At 69.7% G+C, this 13,458-nt stretch carries 13 protein-coding genes; 5 read left to right on the top strand and 8 right to left on the bottom strand.

Going from position 1 to position 13,458, the window contains the following annotated elements; translation table 11 throughout:
* Window positions 1-10 precede the first annotated feature (10 nt).
* From C6N40_RS01700 to C6N40_RS01685, 4 genes are read right to left on the bottom strand one after another with little or no spacing between them, the layout of a single operon-like run.
* Window positions 11-721 (bottom strand): hypothetical protein, encoded by a 711-nt coding sequence (locus C6N40_RS01700; protein ID WP_106989269.1) that lies wholly within the window; start codon window positions 719-721, stop codon window positions 11-13.
* Window positions 718-2,169, bottom strand: a complete 1,452-nt coding sequence (locus C6N40_RS01695) for a caspase family protein (RefSeq protein ID WP_106989268.1) — start codon at window positions 2,167-2,169, stop codon at window positions 718-720. Before C6N40_RS01695 ends, C6N40_RS01700 begins: the two co-directional genes overlap by 4 nt.
* A 19-nt stretch (window positions 2,170-2,188) precedes the next feature.
* Window positions 2,189-2,779: a hypothetical protein gene (locus tag C6N40_RS01690; RefSeq protein WP_106989267.1), complete on the bottom strand. Its 591-nt coding sequence runs from the start codon at window positions 2,777-2,779 to the stop codon at window positions 2,189-2,191.
* Window positions 2,769-2,954: a hypothetical protein gene (locus tag C6N40_RS01685; RefSeq protein ID WP_106989266.1), complete on the bottom strand. Its 186-nt coding sequence runs from the start codon at window positions 2,952-2,954 to the stop codon at window positions 2,769-2,771. The genes C6N40_RS01690 and C6N40_RS01685 overlap by 11 nt, the downstream gene beginning before the upstream one ends.
* Window positions 2,955-3,110: 156 nt before the next feature.
* Here C6N40_RS01685 and C6N40_RS01680 point away from each other — a divergent pair, with 156 nt between their 5' ends.
* Both C6N40_RS01680 and C6N40_RS01675 read left to right on the top strand, forming a co-directional pair.
* The gene (locus C6N40_RS01680; RefSeq protein WP_106989265.1) at window positions 3,111-5,501 is read left to right on the top strand and encodes an AAA family ATPase; all 2,391 of its coding nucleotides are present in this window, start codon (window positions 3,111-3,113) and stop codon (window positions 5,499-5,501) included.
* Window positions 5,502-5,646: 145 nt separating this feature from the next.
* Window positions 5,647-6,309, top strand: coding sequence for a PspA/IM30 family protein (locus C6N40_RS01675; RefSeq protein WP_106989264.1), 663 nt, complete (start codon window positions 5,647-5,649; stop codon window positions 6,307-6,309).
* Window positions 6,310-6,496: 187 nt separating this feature from the next.
* Here C6N40_RS01675 and C6N40_RS01670 read toward each other — a convergent pair whose 3' ends face one another.
* Together C6N40_RS01670 and hslO are read right to left on the bottom strand one after the other, a co-directional pair.
* Window positions 6,497-7,462 carry an XOO1806 family protein gene (locus tag C6N40_RS01670; RefSeq protein WP_106989263.1) on the bottom strand — a complete coding sequence of 322 codons (966 nt, stop codon included), beginning with the start codon at window positions 7,460-7,462 and terminating at the stop codon, window positions 6,497-6,499.
* 196 nt (window positions 7,463-7,658) lie between these two features.
* Window positions 7,659-8,552, bottom strand: a complete 894-nt coding sequence (hslO, locus tag C6N40_RS01665; protein WP_106989262.1) for an Hsp33 family molecular chaperone HslO — start codon at window positions 8,550-8,552, stop codon at window positions 7,659-7,661.
* Window positions 8,553-8,686: 134 nt separating this feature from the next.
* On the opposite strand from hslO, the gene mtgA reads away from it, so the two are divergent.
* The 3 genes from mtgA (at window position 8,687) to C6N40_RS01650 (ending at window position 10,928) form a co-directional block, all read left to right on the top strand.
* Window positions 8,687-9,379 carry a monofunctional biosynthetic peptidoglycan transglycosylase gene (gene mtgA, locus C6N40_RS01660; RefSeq protein WP_106989261.1) on the top strand — a complete coding sequence of 231 codons (693 nt, stop codon included), beginning with the start codon at window positions 8,687-8,689 and terminating at the stop codon, window positions 9,377-9,379.
* 58 nt (window positions 9,380-9,437) lie between these two features.
* Window positions 9,438-10,385, top strand: a complete 948-nt coding sequence (locus C6N40_RS01655) for a glycosyltransferase family 2 protein (RefSeq protein WP_106989260.1) — start codon at window positions 9,438-9,440, stop codon at window positions 10,383-10,385.
* A 114-nt stretch (window positions 10,386-10,499) separates the two neighbouring features.
* Window positions 10,500-10,928, top strand: a complete 429-nt coding sequence (locus tag C6N40_RS01650; protein WP_106989259.1) for a CBS domain-containing protein — start codon at window positions 10,500-10,502, stop codon at window positions 10,926-10,928.
* A 129-nt stretch (window positions 10,929-11,057) separates the two neighbouring features.
* Here C6N40_RS01650 and trhA read toward each other — a convergent pair whose 3' ends face one another.
* Both trhA and C6N40_RS01640 read right to left on the bottom strand, forming a co-directional pair.
* On the bottom strand, window positions 11,058-11,705 hold the full coding sequence (gene trhA, locus C6N40_RS01645) for a PAQR family membrane homeostasis protein TrhA (RefSeq protein ID WP_106989258.1): 648 nt from the start codon (window positions 11,703-11,705) through the stop codon (window positions 11,058-11,060).
* 86 nt (window positions 11,706-11,791) lie between these two features.
* Window positions 11,792-13,396, bottom strand: coding sequence for a peptide chain release factor 3 (locus C6N40_RS01640; protein WP_106989257.1), 1,605 nt, complete (start codon window positions 13,394-13,396; stop codon window positions 11,792-11,794).
* Window positions 13,397-13,458 lie beyond the last annotated feature (62 nt).

Raw genomic sequence — 13,458 nt, 5'->3', positions numbered from 1 at the left:
TTTGCCCCCGCTAGGGCGCGGTGGGGGCGCTGGCTTCGTTGATGGGTTCGCCAAAGCGCTGCAGCTTCTGCGGCCCCTCGTGCATGTGCAGGGCCAGGCGCCCGGCCAGCCAGCCGGGCCGCCGGCCGCGGAAGTCCAGGGCCGAGAAGACGTCGGTGTCGCAGGAGGCGATGGGCTGGCGGCGGCGGATCTTGCCGCCCGAAAGCACCTCGTCGGCCAGGCTGGCGCGGATGCCGTTGCGGCGCGGGCAGTGGCTGTGGATGCCCTCGCCGGTGCTGGCGTGGCCGGCCTGGCAGATCGGCGCCACGGTGCAGTACAGGGCGGCGTCGTTGGTGGTCATGCGCACGCTGTAGCTGCCGTCAGGCGCCTGGCAAATCTCGGCGCAGCCCTCGCGCCGGGTGGCGTGCGAGAAGTCCACCAGGTGGGTGCGCACGCGCAGCAGGAAGGCCAGCTTGTCCTCGCCGGGCTCGCTCTGCAGGTCGGCCAGGTGGCGGATGGGCACGCGCTGGTCGCCCACGCGCACGTGCGAGGGCAGGTCGATGCCGCGCACGTCGCCGTCGCGCCATTCGAAGTCCCAGGGCGGCAGCACCTCTTCTTCGGCCGGAGTCTCGGCCACGTCGGCGGGTGGCGGCGCCAGGTAGTGGCGGCCGGCCACGAAGGCCAGCACCGCCAGGCCAAGCAGGCCCAGCAGCCAGGCCAGGGTCTTGTTGCGCGGGCTCATGGTTCGTCGTCCTCCTGGTTGCGGTTGCGCTGCAGGTCGGCCTCCATGGCCTGGCTGAAGCCGCTGAACATTTCGGCGAAGCCCTGGGCCATCGCCCGCGCTTGCTCATCGGGGCTGCCGTCGCCGGCCATGGCCAGGCGCGTGCAGGCCGAGCCCAAACCATTGGCGCAGGACAGCTGCCACCAGTACTTCGCGCTGCGGCCCTGTGCGTCGTGCGCCTTCGCGGCCCACAGTCGGTTGCCGGCTTCTTCCTGGGCCAGGGCGTGGCCGGCGTCGGCCGGGCGCTGCAGCAGGCGCAGCAGCGGCGCCGGGTCGCGGCCGTCCTCGGGCACGCGGAAGACGGCGGCAAGTGCGGCCAGGTCGTCGCCCTCGGCGGCGCGCTGAGCCAGCTGGCGGTCGGTGGTGGCGCCGTCGCGTGCCAGCTTCCAGATCGCCCCGGCCTCGCGCTGCCAGTAAAGCGCGGCAGCCTTGCGCTCGGGGCGCAGTTCGATGCCCAAGGGGTTGGCATCGCGCGCGCCGCCGCTGGCGGGCGCCGGTGCCGGGCCGATCTCCGGCACTTCGGTCACCTTGTAGTTCGTCCACGGCTCCTGCCGGCCGCGCGTCTGGTTGCGCACGATGCCGTAGGTGGCCTGGAAGGCCTGGTCCCAGCGCCGCGTTTCCGGCGCCAGCAGGTGGTTGGCCAGGAAGTAGGTGAAGGGCGAATGGTCCTGCTCGACGCCGAAGCTGCGCAGGCTGTCCATGGCCACCTGGCCGGGCGCGGTGGCGAAGGCCAGGATGCTGCCCTGCGGCGCCGCCTGCTCGCCCAGCGTCGGCGTGTCGGCGGCGCCGCGCGCCGGCAGCACGCGGCAGGCGTCGATGATGCCGACCAGAGTGCCGCCCTCGGCCTCCAGGTCCGCCAGCAGGCGGTTGAGCGGCAGGCCGCGGCTGCGCACCTGGTCGCGGTCGAGCCCGGCTATCGGCGCCGGGATGTCCACCGGCAGCAGGTAGTTCTCGCTGTCGAACTCGAAGCCGTGGCCGGCGAAATACAGCACGCGCACCTGCGCGCCTTCCGAGGTTTCGGCGAAGGCCTCGATGTCTTCCACCATCCCGGCGTAGTCGCGGTCCAGGCTCAGCCGCACCTGGTAGCCGCGCGCGCGCAGCGCGCGGGCCATAAGCGCGGCATCGCGCGCCGGCGCGGTCAGCGCGTCGCCGTGCGGGTAGGCGCTGTTGCCGAACACCAGGGCGTGGTGGCGCGGGCTGCTGCCGGGCAGCACGGCGGTGCGAGCGGGGTCGGCGTCGGGCTCAGGCGTTGCAGCGGCTGTAGCTTCGGGCGTCGCCATGGGCTCGGCGGGGCGGGCCTGGCCCGCCGTCGAAATGCTTATGGGCCCCGTCGACGGCTCGCCCCCGCAGCCGGCGGCGAGCAGCGCGCAAGCGCCGAGCAGCCAGGGCAAGGCGCGCAGCTTCTTCATGACGGTGTCGCTCCTTGGGTCAGGACGGATCGGGGAGCCGTTGCTCCCACTGCTGTCGGAAATTCGTGCTGCGCGGGTCGGCCAGCAGGGTCGGCAGGTACCACTCGCAGGTGGGATAACGCCCCAGCGGGCAGCGGCTGCAGGGGTCGTCCAGGCGGCGCAGGCGCACCTTCATCAGCGCGGCCACGCAGGCGGCGAACCAGGCCGTGCCCCAGGCGATGGCGGCGAGGCGGTCGATGGGCAGCTCGAGCCGGCCCAGCAACCCGATCCAGTAGATCGCCACGCCGACGCCGAGCGCGGTGCGCGCGAACAGCTTGAAGCCGCGCCGCTGCACCCAGGGCTGCAGCGCGGTCGGCAGCACGAGCAGGCTGCAGGCCAGCAGCCAGGCCGGCGGCGACAGCGCCGACCAGGGCAGGGCCAGGCTCGCGCTCGCGCCCAGGATCATGCCGCTGTAAAGGCAGGTGCAACCCAGGCACAGCGGCCGGCCGAAGACGCGCACCAGGTGGTGGTGGTGGCGCTCGCAGTGCGGGTGGTGCGCGCCGGGCAGGAACTGCCCGCCGAGAAGCGGCTCCGCGCGTGCCAGGACGGCGCGAAAGCCCTCAGCCGCCACCGTGGCGGAACACCATCACGAGCGTGGAGTTGGGGCCGCAGCAGCCGGCGGTGCTGGTCTGGTAGACCTGCACCAGCTCGAAGCCCTTGGACTGCATGTCGTTGGTGGTGCGCTCGCAGTGGCCAATGTCGTAGGCGCTGCCGCAGCTGCCGCTGACGGTGACGAACTTGTACATGTGGTTTCCCCGGTTCCCCTTGCCTGACCGCATCGTAGCGGAAGGCATCAGGGGACCAGGGTCAACGGAGGCTGAGAAAAATTCGCAGCCGCCCAGCCCCGAATGGCCCGTGACGCGCCCCCCATAATCCTGTGAGGGAATCACCAGGGGACATCGATGGCAGCTTCGGACGGAACCACGGCGACGGCCGCCGCCACTGCTGAAAAGCGCGGCAATTACCTGCAGACGCTTCGCGTGCGCCTGCTCGACGACCTGGAGAAGACGCAGGTACTCGCCGAAGCCGGGCAGGCCGAGCTCTCCCGGGTGCTGCCGCAGGCCGAGCGCGCCACCCAGGAAACCCTGGAGTTCGCGCGTGAGGAGGCCAAGCGCCAGTATCGCCGGCAGCTTGTGAAGTACCGTCTTCGCTCCATCATCGACGGCATCTTCCTCACCGGCATTGCTCCGTCGGTGAAGGGATTCGTGGCGGTTTGGGTCTTCACGCTGCTGCTCGCGGTCGGTCTGTCGCTAGGCTTCAGCGGCATGGGCAGCTGGTTCAGCGTCTGGGGCTTCCTGGCCATCTGGCTGCCGCTGGCGGTGTTGGCCGTGTTCCTCGCTGCGCGGCGGAAGGCAAGGTCGTTGAGGGAGGCAGTGGCTGCGCTGGGCACGCTCGGCCTGAGGTTCGGCTGCTTTGACGAGCATGAAAGTGGAGACCCGGCCTTCCCCTATCGCGCGGCACTGGGCCCGGTCGCGGGCGTGGGGGCTGGCAGTGCGCCCTGGGACACCAATAACTTCACCATCGACAAGCGTTTCGGCAGCCAGCAGGGCTCGATGTTCCTTTTCTTCGTCGAGCCCGGCGGGCGCCACGACGTGCGCGCTGCTTTCCGCCTGCCCACCGGCGTGCAGGCGCAGGCCATTCCCTTCCACCAAGAGTCCTGGGACAAGCACGGCCCGCACTGGGTGCCCATCGGCGTAGCCGTGGCCAACCACGCCATGACCCACGTGCCGCTGTTCCAGGCGCTGGCAAGGGCGATCGACGAACACGGCCGCCATCTGGAAACCATCCGCTCGATCCAGAAGAGGATCGAGACGCTGGCAGGCGTCGAGAAGAACTGGGCCGACGTGGCCGTCGACATGCCCGTGCTCGACCAACTGCTCAAGCTGGTCGACCTGTTCATGTCCGGCCGCAAGCCCTCGCCCAAAGGCGTGCTGCTCTACGGCCCGCCTGGTACCGGCAAGACGCTCATCGCGCGCAAGCTGGCCAAGCACGCCGACTGTGGATTCAAGGCGCTCACCATCTCCGATCTCAAGTCCGAGCACATCGGCGGCACCGGGCAGTTGGTGAAGAAGATCTGGCAGGAATGCCGGAAACAGGCGCCCTGCATCCTGTTCATCGATGAATGCGAGAGTGCTTTCGCCAAACGCGGTGGGCTCAACACGGACCAGTTCAGCGAAGAACTGGTGCAGACCTTCCTGTCCGAGTGGGACGGATTCAACGAGTCGTCGGGCCAGGTGTTCGTGGTCGCCGCCACGAACCAGCGCGAGCGCATCGACAACGCCATCATGTCGCGCTTCACCACCAGCCTGCACATCGCCGCGCCCGATGCGGCCGGTCGCCGGCGCATCCTCGGCAACGAGCTGGGCAAGGCCCGCATCGGCCTCCATGTCACCGAAGCGATGGTGCAGGAAACCAGCGGCATGGCCGGGCGTGAACTGCACACCCTGGTGGCCACCCTGGTCGCCGAGCACCTGGGCGCGGAAGTGTCCGAAGCCGATTTCCTCGCCGAGGCGCGCAAGTTGCGCGGCAAGTCTTCCACCAACGTCGAGTCGAGGCTTGGCTGGGACGACATCGTGCTTCCCGAGCAGACCCGCGACGAGTTCCAGAGTCTGGGCAAGGAACTGCGCCACGCCGAGGAGCTGGCGGCGATGAACATCAGCGTACCGCGCGGCATCCTGCTCTACGGCCCGCCCGGCACCGGCAAGACGCAGCTGGCGCGCGTGCTCGCGCAGCAGTCGGGCCTGTCTTTCCTGGCCAAGAGCAGCAGCGAGCTCAAGGCGGGCTGGATCGGCCAGTCGGCGGCCAAGGTGAGCGAACTGTTCGAGCAGGCGCGCGGCATGGCGCCCTGCCTGGTATTCCTGGACGAGATCGACGCCATCTCGCCGCAGCGTGGTTCGTCCGACAGCTTCAGCGACGACATCGTGGCGCAGCTGCTCCAGGAACTCGACGGCGTGAAGTCGAGCAGCGCCGGCAAGGTGTTCCTGCTGGCGGCCACCAACCATCCGGAGAAGATCGACGCCGCGGTGCTCTCGCGCCTGGACCGGAAGATAGAGCTGGGCCTGCCTGGGCAGGCGGCCCGCGAGGCCATCCTGCACCTGCAGCTGGCCGGGAAGCCGCTGGCATTCGAAGCGAACCAGGTTGTGCCGGCGTTGGCCGCCCGCACCGAAGGCCTGTCGGGCCGCGACCTGGCTTCGTTGGTCACCGCAGCAGCTCGCAAGGCAGTGCAACGCGCGCTCAAGGAAACCGGCGACCCGACGCGTCTGAGCCTGAGGGTGGAGGATTTCGACGGCTGAGCGGGGGCTCAGCCGCCCTGCATCCCAGGCCTCCAGTGGCGCGACGCCTCGGCGGCTCTGCAAAATCGGCAACTACCAGGTCCAGGGCGCCTGCGCGGCCCCTGTGGCATAGTCCGCCCCACAAGGGTCTTCCGGGGGAAGGGCTATGGACCAGGGGAACGCGGCGCAGGCCGCCACCGGCGCCGGTGGGCGCGGTTTCATCTACAAGGCCAAGATCGCGCTCACGGCGCTGGTCTTCGCCATCAGCGGCTGGATCGGCGAAGACCTCTACGCCAAGGCCCGCGATGCCCTGCTGCCGGGCGACGACCCCATCGCCGCGCTCGCCGAACAGCAAAAGGCCGGCTTCGAAGAACTGCGCGCCAGCCTCGACGGCCTGCGCGGCAGCGTCGACCGCGAGGGCCGGGAGGCCCTGAAGCAGGTGCAGCGCGCGTCCGACGACTTGCAGCGCATCAACCAGGACATGCTGGCCAAGCTGCAGTTCGCCCGGCGCGAGAACGAGGCGCTCGCCCGCAACCTGCAGGAGGCACGCGGCCTGTCGGGCGGCTACGACTTCCTGCTCGCGCCGCAGGAGTCCATGCGCATCGACCCGCAGAACGTGGTCGGGCTCGAGCGCCTCACTTCCGACGGCGCCTGGGTCAGCGTTACGTCCGGCAGCAGCAAGGATGCACAGAAGCGCGACCACATCCGTACCGGCGGCTCGGTGCCGTTCACCAACGCCAGCGGGCAGGATTGCCGCGTCACCCTCATGTCCATGCGCGAGGGCATCGGCGCGGCCTCGTTCTCCGTCATCTGCGGGCAACCCGCCTGATCGGGCGGGTGGGGCAGGGCCTCAGCTGCCCTGCATGCCCCACCAGCGCCCGGCCGCGAAGGCCAGGGCCAGCAGGCCCAGCAGGGCCGGCACCAGCCAGATCAGCGGATTGGAACGCGGCTTCTTCCCCATGCCGCCGAGTCTGCCCTCAGCGGGCCAGCGCCGCGCCGCGAATTTTTCGCGTGCCTCAGAGGTCCTGCTCGTACCGGATATACGGCACGCGGTTGCTCTCGTCGTCGTCGTCGCTGCCGGTGGCGAACGGGTTTTCGCCGCTGCTCATCAGGCCGGTGGCGCCCACGCTCAGGCGGGCCCGCCACGGGGCGCGCCAGGTGACGCCGATGCCCACGTCGGTGTAGGTGGCGCTGGGCGCGCCCGGCAGTTCGATGACGCGGCCGATGATCTCGCCGCCGAAGTCGCCGATGCCGCCTTCCAGGCGGATGGTGCCGGTGTTCCAGCTCGGGCGGATGCCGCCCGGCAGCTGGTGGGTGCCGACGATGCGGGCCCGCGCCAGCGTGCCGCCGATGCTGATCCAGCCGGTTTCGCCCACCTGCATTTCGCCCAGCAGGCCGATGTCCTGCTGCTCGATGCCGGCGCCGGCCAGGCCCAGCAGCAGCGGGCCGTCTTCCGACGACAGGCGCGCGCCCGGCAGCAGCAGAGGCTGCTGCAGGTCGAACTGGTTCAGGCCCAGGCTGGCGGTGACGCGGCTGCGGTCGCCTTCGAGGCTGGCGCTGGCGCGCACGCCCGGGCGGGCCATGGCCAGCGGCAGCGTGGCGGTGGCGCCGGCGAGGTTGGCGGTGAGGCAGTGCTGCGCCAGGTCGCCGACGCGGCGCGCCACGGCGCTGTTGTCGCACAGCAGGCCGAGCGTGGGGTTGGATTCAAGATGCAGGCTGGCGCCGATGCGGCGGCCATTGTCCATCGGCAGCACCACGCCGGCGCCCACGCTGTTGCGGGCTTCGCGGCCGAGGATGCGCTCGAGCGCCGAGCCCTGGCGACCCTGGCCTTCGATCAGCAGGAAACCTTCGATCTGGCCGCTGCGGTTGTTCAGGATGGGCAGCGCGGTGGTGCCGTCGCTGCTGGTGTCGGCGCTGCGCTCGCCCAGGTAAAGCGGCGGAGGCGTCTGCGCAAACGCGGTGGCCGCCGCGAGGGCAAGCATCAAACCGGCTATGGGGCGCAGCAGGGGAGACATGGGGGCGTCCTCGAATTCCTGGGCCTTGGAACCTGGCGGGGGGGATTAAGTTCCGGACCTATGTGGGGTCGAGTTTACCACTTTTTTAACAGGGGGCAGGTGCAATTTCCCCCGGGATTCCAGCCGCCGCCGGCGTGGCGCCGGGGAAATTGCACCTGTCCCCCTATTGCAGGCCGGTCGGGCCCGGGGCGGTCGGGGCTTTGCTGAACAAATCCTCGATCTGTTCAGCTTCGAAGCGGTAGCCCTCGCCGCAGAAGTCGCAGTGGATCTCGGCCACGCCGTCCTGCAGGCTCGCGCGGGCTTCGTCGGGGCCCAGGCTGCGCAGCATGTCGGCCACCCGCTCGCGCGAGCAGCTGCAGGCGAAGCTCAGCGGCTTGCGGCCCAGCACCTTCACCTCTTCCTCGTGGAACAGGCGCCAGAGCAGGGTTTCGACCGGGGTGGCGGCCAGCTCGGCCTCGCCCAGGGTCTCGAACAGGGCCGTGGTGCGGGCCCAGCCGTCGGCGTCGCCATGGCCGCCCGGCAGCTGCTGCAGCATCAGGCCGGTGGCCCGGCCCTCGGCGCTGGCCAGCAGCACCCGGGTGGGAAGCTGCTCGCTCTGCTGGAAGTAGCTTTCGAAGGCCTCGGCCAGGGTGTCGGCGTCCAGGCCCACCAGGCCCTGGTAGCGGGTCATCTCGCGGGCCCCGGGCGGGGTCGATTCAATGGTGATCGCCAGCACCGAGCCCTCGCCGAAGGCGCGCGGGGTCAACGGGCTGGGCACGGGCTCGGCGTAGTGGGCGATGCCGCGCACGGTGTCGGCGGCGGTGCATTCGGCGAACAGCGTGCGCAGCGCGCCGGTGCCGCGCAGCTGCACGCTCAGCCGGCCGTTGATCTTGGCGTGGCCGGTGAACAGGGCCGCGGCGGCACAGGTTTCGCCCAGCCGGGCGGCCACTTCGGCCGGGTAGTGGGCGCGGCCGGCGATGCGCTGCCAGGTGGCGTCCAGATGCACCACGATCCCGCGCACGCCCGAGCGTTCGAGCAGGAAGCGGGTGAGGGTGTCGGCGTCGGGGTGTTTGTCCATCCCGCCATTTTACGCCGCGCCACCGCCCCGCGCGCTTCCGCGCCCCCAGCCGGGGCGCCTTCGGGCGTGAATCTTTACAAGCGCCCCCCGGACCGGGACATTCACGCCTGAAGGCGCTCCTGCAAGGGCAGTGGATGGCAAGGACGAAGAAACGGTGGTGGCGAAGGCTGCTGTGGCTGCCGGTGTGGCTGGCCGCATTCGCGCTGCTGCAGGTGGCGCCGCTGCGTTGGCTCGACCCGCCGACCTCGATGTTCATGCTCATCCGCCAGGCCGAGGGCCTGGGCGAGAAGGGGTTCACGCTGCGCCAGCAGTGGCGCGACCTGGACCAGATCGCCGCCTGCCTGCCCATCTCCGTGGTGGCCGCCGAGGACCAGCAGTTCCCGCGCCACCGGGGCTTCGACCTGGCCGCCATCGAGAAGGCGCTGGAGTCGAACGCCGAGGGCGGCCGCGTGCGCGGCGCCAGCACGCTCAGCCAGCAGGTGGCCAAGAACCTCTACCTCTGGGGCGGCGGCGGGTATTTCCGCAAGGCGCTGGAAGCCGGCTACACGGTGCTGGTCGAAACCTTCTGGCCCAAGCGCCGCATCCTCGAGGTGTACCTGAACATCGCCGAGTTTGGCGACGGCATCTACGGCGCGGAGGCGGCGGCCCAGGCCTTCTTCGGCAAGCCGGCCAGCCGGCTCAGCGATGCCGAATGCGCGCGCCTGGCGGCGGTGCTGCCCAACCCCAAGGCGTACGACGCGCGCAACCCGGGGCCTTACGTGCAGCGGCGGGCGGCGTGGATCCAGCGCCAGGTGCGGCAACTTGGTGGCCCCGCCTACCTCGAATAGGGGACGGGTGCATTTTTCGCTCCGCGAAAAATGCACCCGTCCCCATTACACTGCCGGCATGCCTTCCCAGCGCACCCTCACCATCGTCATCGCCGCCTACAACGAAGAGGCGGTGCTGCCGGAAATGCACCAGCGTCTTTCGTCCGTGCTCGACGGCGTGGATGCCGAATCGCAGGTGCTGTACGTCGACGACGGCAGCCGCGACGGCACCTGGGCCGTGCTCGAAGCCCTGGCCGCGGCCGACCCGCGCGTGCGCCTGGTGCGCCTGGCCCGCAACTTCGGCAAGGAACTGGCGCTCACCGCCGGCCTCGACCGCGTGCACACCGACGCCGCCCTCGTGCTCGATGCCGACGGCCAGGACCCGCCCGAACTGATCCCGGCCTTCGTCGCCAAATGGCGCGAGGGTTTCGACGTAGTCTACGGCACCCGCACCCGCCGCGACGGCGAAACCTGGCTCAAGCGTTTCACCGCCGCCGGTTTCTACCGCGTGATGCAGCGCCTCTCGCAAACGCCCATCCCGCCCGACACCGGCGACTTCCGCCTGATGTCGCGGCCGGTGCTCGACGCGCTGCGCACGCTGCGCGAGCGCCAGCGCTTCATGAAGGGCCTGTTCACCTGGGTGGGTTTCCGCCAGGTGTCGCTGCCCTACGAGCGCGCGCCGCGCCTGGCCGGCGGCAGCAAGTTCAACTACTGGAAGCTGTGGAACCTGGCCATCGAGGGCATCACCAGCTTCTCGACGGTGCCGCTGCGCGTGGCCACCTACCTGGGCCTGTTCAGCGCGCTGGCGGCCTTCGTCTGGGGCGTGTTCATCGTGCTGCGCACCCTGGTCTGGGACGACCCGGTGCAGGGCTGGCCCTCGCTGATGACGGTGGTGCTGTTCCTGGGCGGCCTGCAGCTGGTGGCGCTGGGCATCATCGGCGAATACCTGGGGCGACTGTACCTCGAGGCCAAGCAGCGGCCGCTCTACCTGGTGGCCGACGAGCGCAAAGGGGACAGGTGCCTTTGATGCGGCCGACTCCCGCCACGGAAACTACGGCCGGCTGACCCGCATCAAAGGCACCTGTCCCCGACCCCCAGCCGGGCGTATAGTCCGGGCAGGGGAATCGAGGAGGGCAAGCGCATGCGCAACGTCAACCAGATCCTGGCCAACAAGGCCGGCCGGCTCGTCACCGTGCCCAAGGAGGCGCCCGTGCTCGAGGTCGTGCGCCTGATGGCCGAACACCACATCGGCTCGGTGCTGGTGATGCAGGGCGGCGAGCTGGTGGGCATCGCCACCGAACGCGACTACGCCCGCAAGGTCATCCTGCAGGGCCGCAGCTCGGCCGACACGCCGGTGGCCGCCATCATGTCCAGCCCGGTCATCACCGTCACGCCCGCCGACACGGCGCAAACCTGCATGACCATGATGACCGACCGCCGCATCCGCCACCTGCCGGTGGTCGAGGACGGCCGTGTGCTGGGCCTGGTGTCCATCGGCGACCTGGTCAAGGCCGTCATCGAGGACCAGCAGCAGGAAATCGAGCAGCTCCAGCAATACATCGCCAGCTGAGCCCGGCCCNGTCACCCAGCACGTCGTGCCTTAAAGGGGACAGGTGCATTTAAAGAAAGGGGGGCAGGTCCACTTATCGCGCCGCGATAAGTGGACCTGCCCCCCTTTCTTTAAATGCACCTGTCCCCTTTAAGGCACGACGTGCTGGGTGACGGCCACGAAGTGGCAGGCGCTGCCGGCCAGCACGAAGCCGTGCCAGATCGCATGCGCGAACGGGATGCGCTTGTGCATGTAGAAGTAGGTGCCGGCGGTGTAGGCCACGCCGCCGCCGAGCAGCCAGGCGATGGTCTCGGTGGGCACCTGGCGCAGGAACGGCCCGACCGCGGTCAGCACCATCCAGCCCATCGCCACGTAGATGGCGGTGGACAGGCCCTTGAAGCGGCCGGTGAAGAACAGCTTGAACACCACGCCGGCCGCGGCCAGCGCCCAGATCGCCGCGAACAGCCACCAGCCGCCGTCCTCGCGCAGGCCCACCAGGGTGAACGGGGTGTAGGTGCCGGCGATCAGCACGAAGATGGCGCAGTGGTCGAATACCTTCAGCCGGCCGCGCAGCACGCGGTTGCTGCTGACGTGGTAGAGCGTCGAGGCCAGGTAGAGCAGCAGCAGCGAGACGCTGAACACGATGGCGCCGGCCAGCTGCCAGCCATTGCCGAAGGCCGCCGCGAGGGTGGTGAGCACCGAGCCGCCCACCAGCGCCGCGACCGCGCCGGCGCCATGGCTGATGGCGTTGGCGAGCTCCTCGCGGGGCGATTCGTGGTCGTGCTCGTACTCGGTCATCGGCTTACCTTGCGCTCGCGGGCTGGAGCAATGACTCGAGTGGGGGACGGGTGCATTTTTGCGCAGCAAAAATGCACCCGTCCCCTTTATTCGATGGCCAGGGTCTGGGCGTGTTCGCGGGTGGCGGCGAACTCGAAGTCCGGCCAGCGCTCCTGGGTCAGCTGCAGGTTCACGCGCGAGGGCGCCAGGTAGACCAGCTGGCCGGCGGCGTCGAGCGCCAGGTTCATGGCGTTCTTCTCGCGGAACTCTTCCTGCTTCTTCGGCGTGCCGCCCCTGACCCAGCGCGCCGTGGCCACGCTCACCGGCTCGAAGCTGGCTTCCACGCCGTACTCGTCCTTCAGGCGGTAGGCCACCACCTCGAACTGCAGCACGCCCACCGCGCCCAGGATCAGGTCGTTGCTCATCAGCGGCCGGAAGAACTGCGTCGCGCCTTCCTCGGAAAGCTGCGCCAGGCCCTTTTGCAGCTGCTTGAGCTTGAGCGGGTCGCGCAGGCGCGCGCGCCGGAACAACTCGGGCGCGAAGTTCGGGATGCCGGTGAAGCCCATCACCTCGCCGGCGCTGAAGGTGTCGCCGATCGAGATGGTGCCGTGGTTGTGCAGGCCGATCACGTCGCCGGGGTAGGCGGTGTCCACGATCTCGCGGTCCGAGGCCATGAAGGTCAGCGCGTTGGCCAGCTTCTGGTCCTTGCCGCTGCGCACGTGGTAGGCCTTCATGCCGCTTTCGTACCTGCCCGAGCACACGCGCAGGAAGGCCACGCGGTCGCGGTGCTGCGGGTCCATGTTGGCCTGGATCTTGAAGACGAAGCCGGAGAAGGTCTCCTCCTCGGGCTGCACCTCGCGGGTGGTGGTGGCGCGCGGCTTGGGCGAGGGCGCGTGCTCGACGAAGAAGTCGAGCAGCGGCTGCACGCCGAAGTTGTTCACCGCCGAGCCGAAGAACACCGGGGTCTGCCTGCCGGCCAGGTAGGACGCCTTGTCGAAGGGGTGCGACGCGCCCTGCACCAGTTCGAGCTCGTCGCGCAGGTCGGCCAGCATCTGGCTGCCGATGCGCGCTTCCAGGCCCGGGTCGTCGAGCGAGGGGAAGATGGTGCTGTCCTGGCGGGTGAAGTTGCGGCCCTGCTCGTACAGGTGCACTTCGCCGGTGAGCAGGTGCACCACGCCCTTGAGGCGCTGGCCCATGCCGATCGGCCAGGTGATGGGCGCGCACTGGATGCCCAGCACGCTCTCCACTTCGTCCAGCAGCTCGATCGGCTCCTTGCCCTCGCGGTCGAGCTTGTTGATGAAGGTCATGATCGGCGTGTCGCGCAGCCGGCACACCTCCATCAGCTTGATCGTGCGCTCCTCGACGCCCTTGGCCACGTCGATCACCATCAGCGCGCTGTCGACCGCGGTGAGCACGCGGTAGGTGTCCTCGCCGAAGTCGGCGTGGCCGGGGGTGTCGAGCAGGTTGACGATGCGGCCCTCGTAGGGGAACTGCATCACCGAGGACGTGACCGAGATGCCGCGCTCCTTCTCCAGCGCCATCCAGTCCGAGGTGGCGTGGCGGGCGGCCTTGCGGCCCTTCACCGAGCCGGCCATCTGGATGGCGCCGCCGAACAGCAGCAGCTTTTCGGTCAGGGTGGTCTTGCCGGCGTCGGGGTGCGAAATGATCGCGAACGTGCGGCGGCGGCGGGTCTGGGCGAGGTGGTCGGACATAAGCCGGCCATTATACCCGCGCCCCCTGTGGGAGGCCCTTCAGGGCCGACTTGCCTGTCGGC

The organism is Arenimonas caeni, assembly GCF_003024235.1.
GTDB lineage: Bacteria > Pseudomonadota > Gammaproteobacteria > Xanthomonadales > Xanthomonadaceae > Arenimonas > Arenimonas caeni.
The sequence above is the reverse complement of the archived record's forward strand: the minus strand, read 5'-3'. Positions and strand labels throughout refer to the sequence as shown.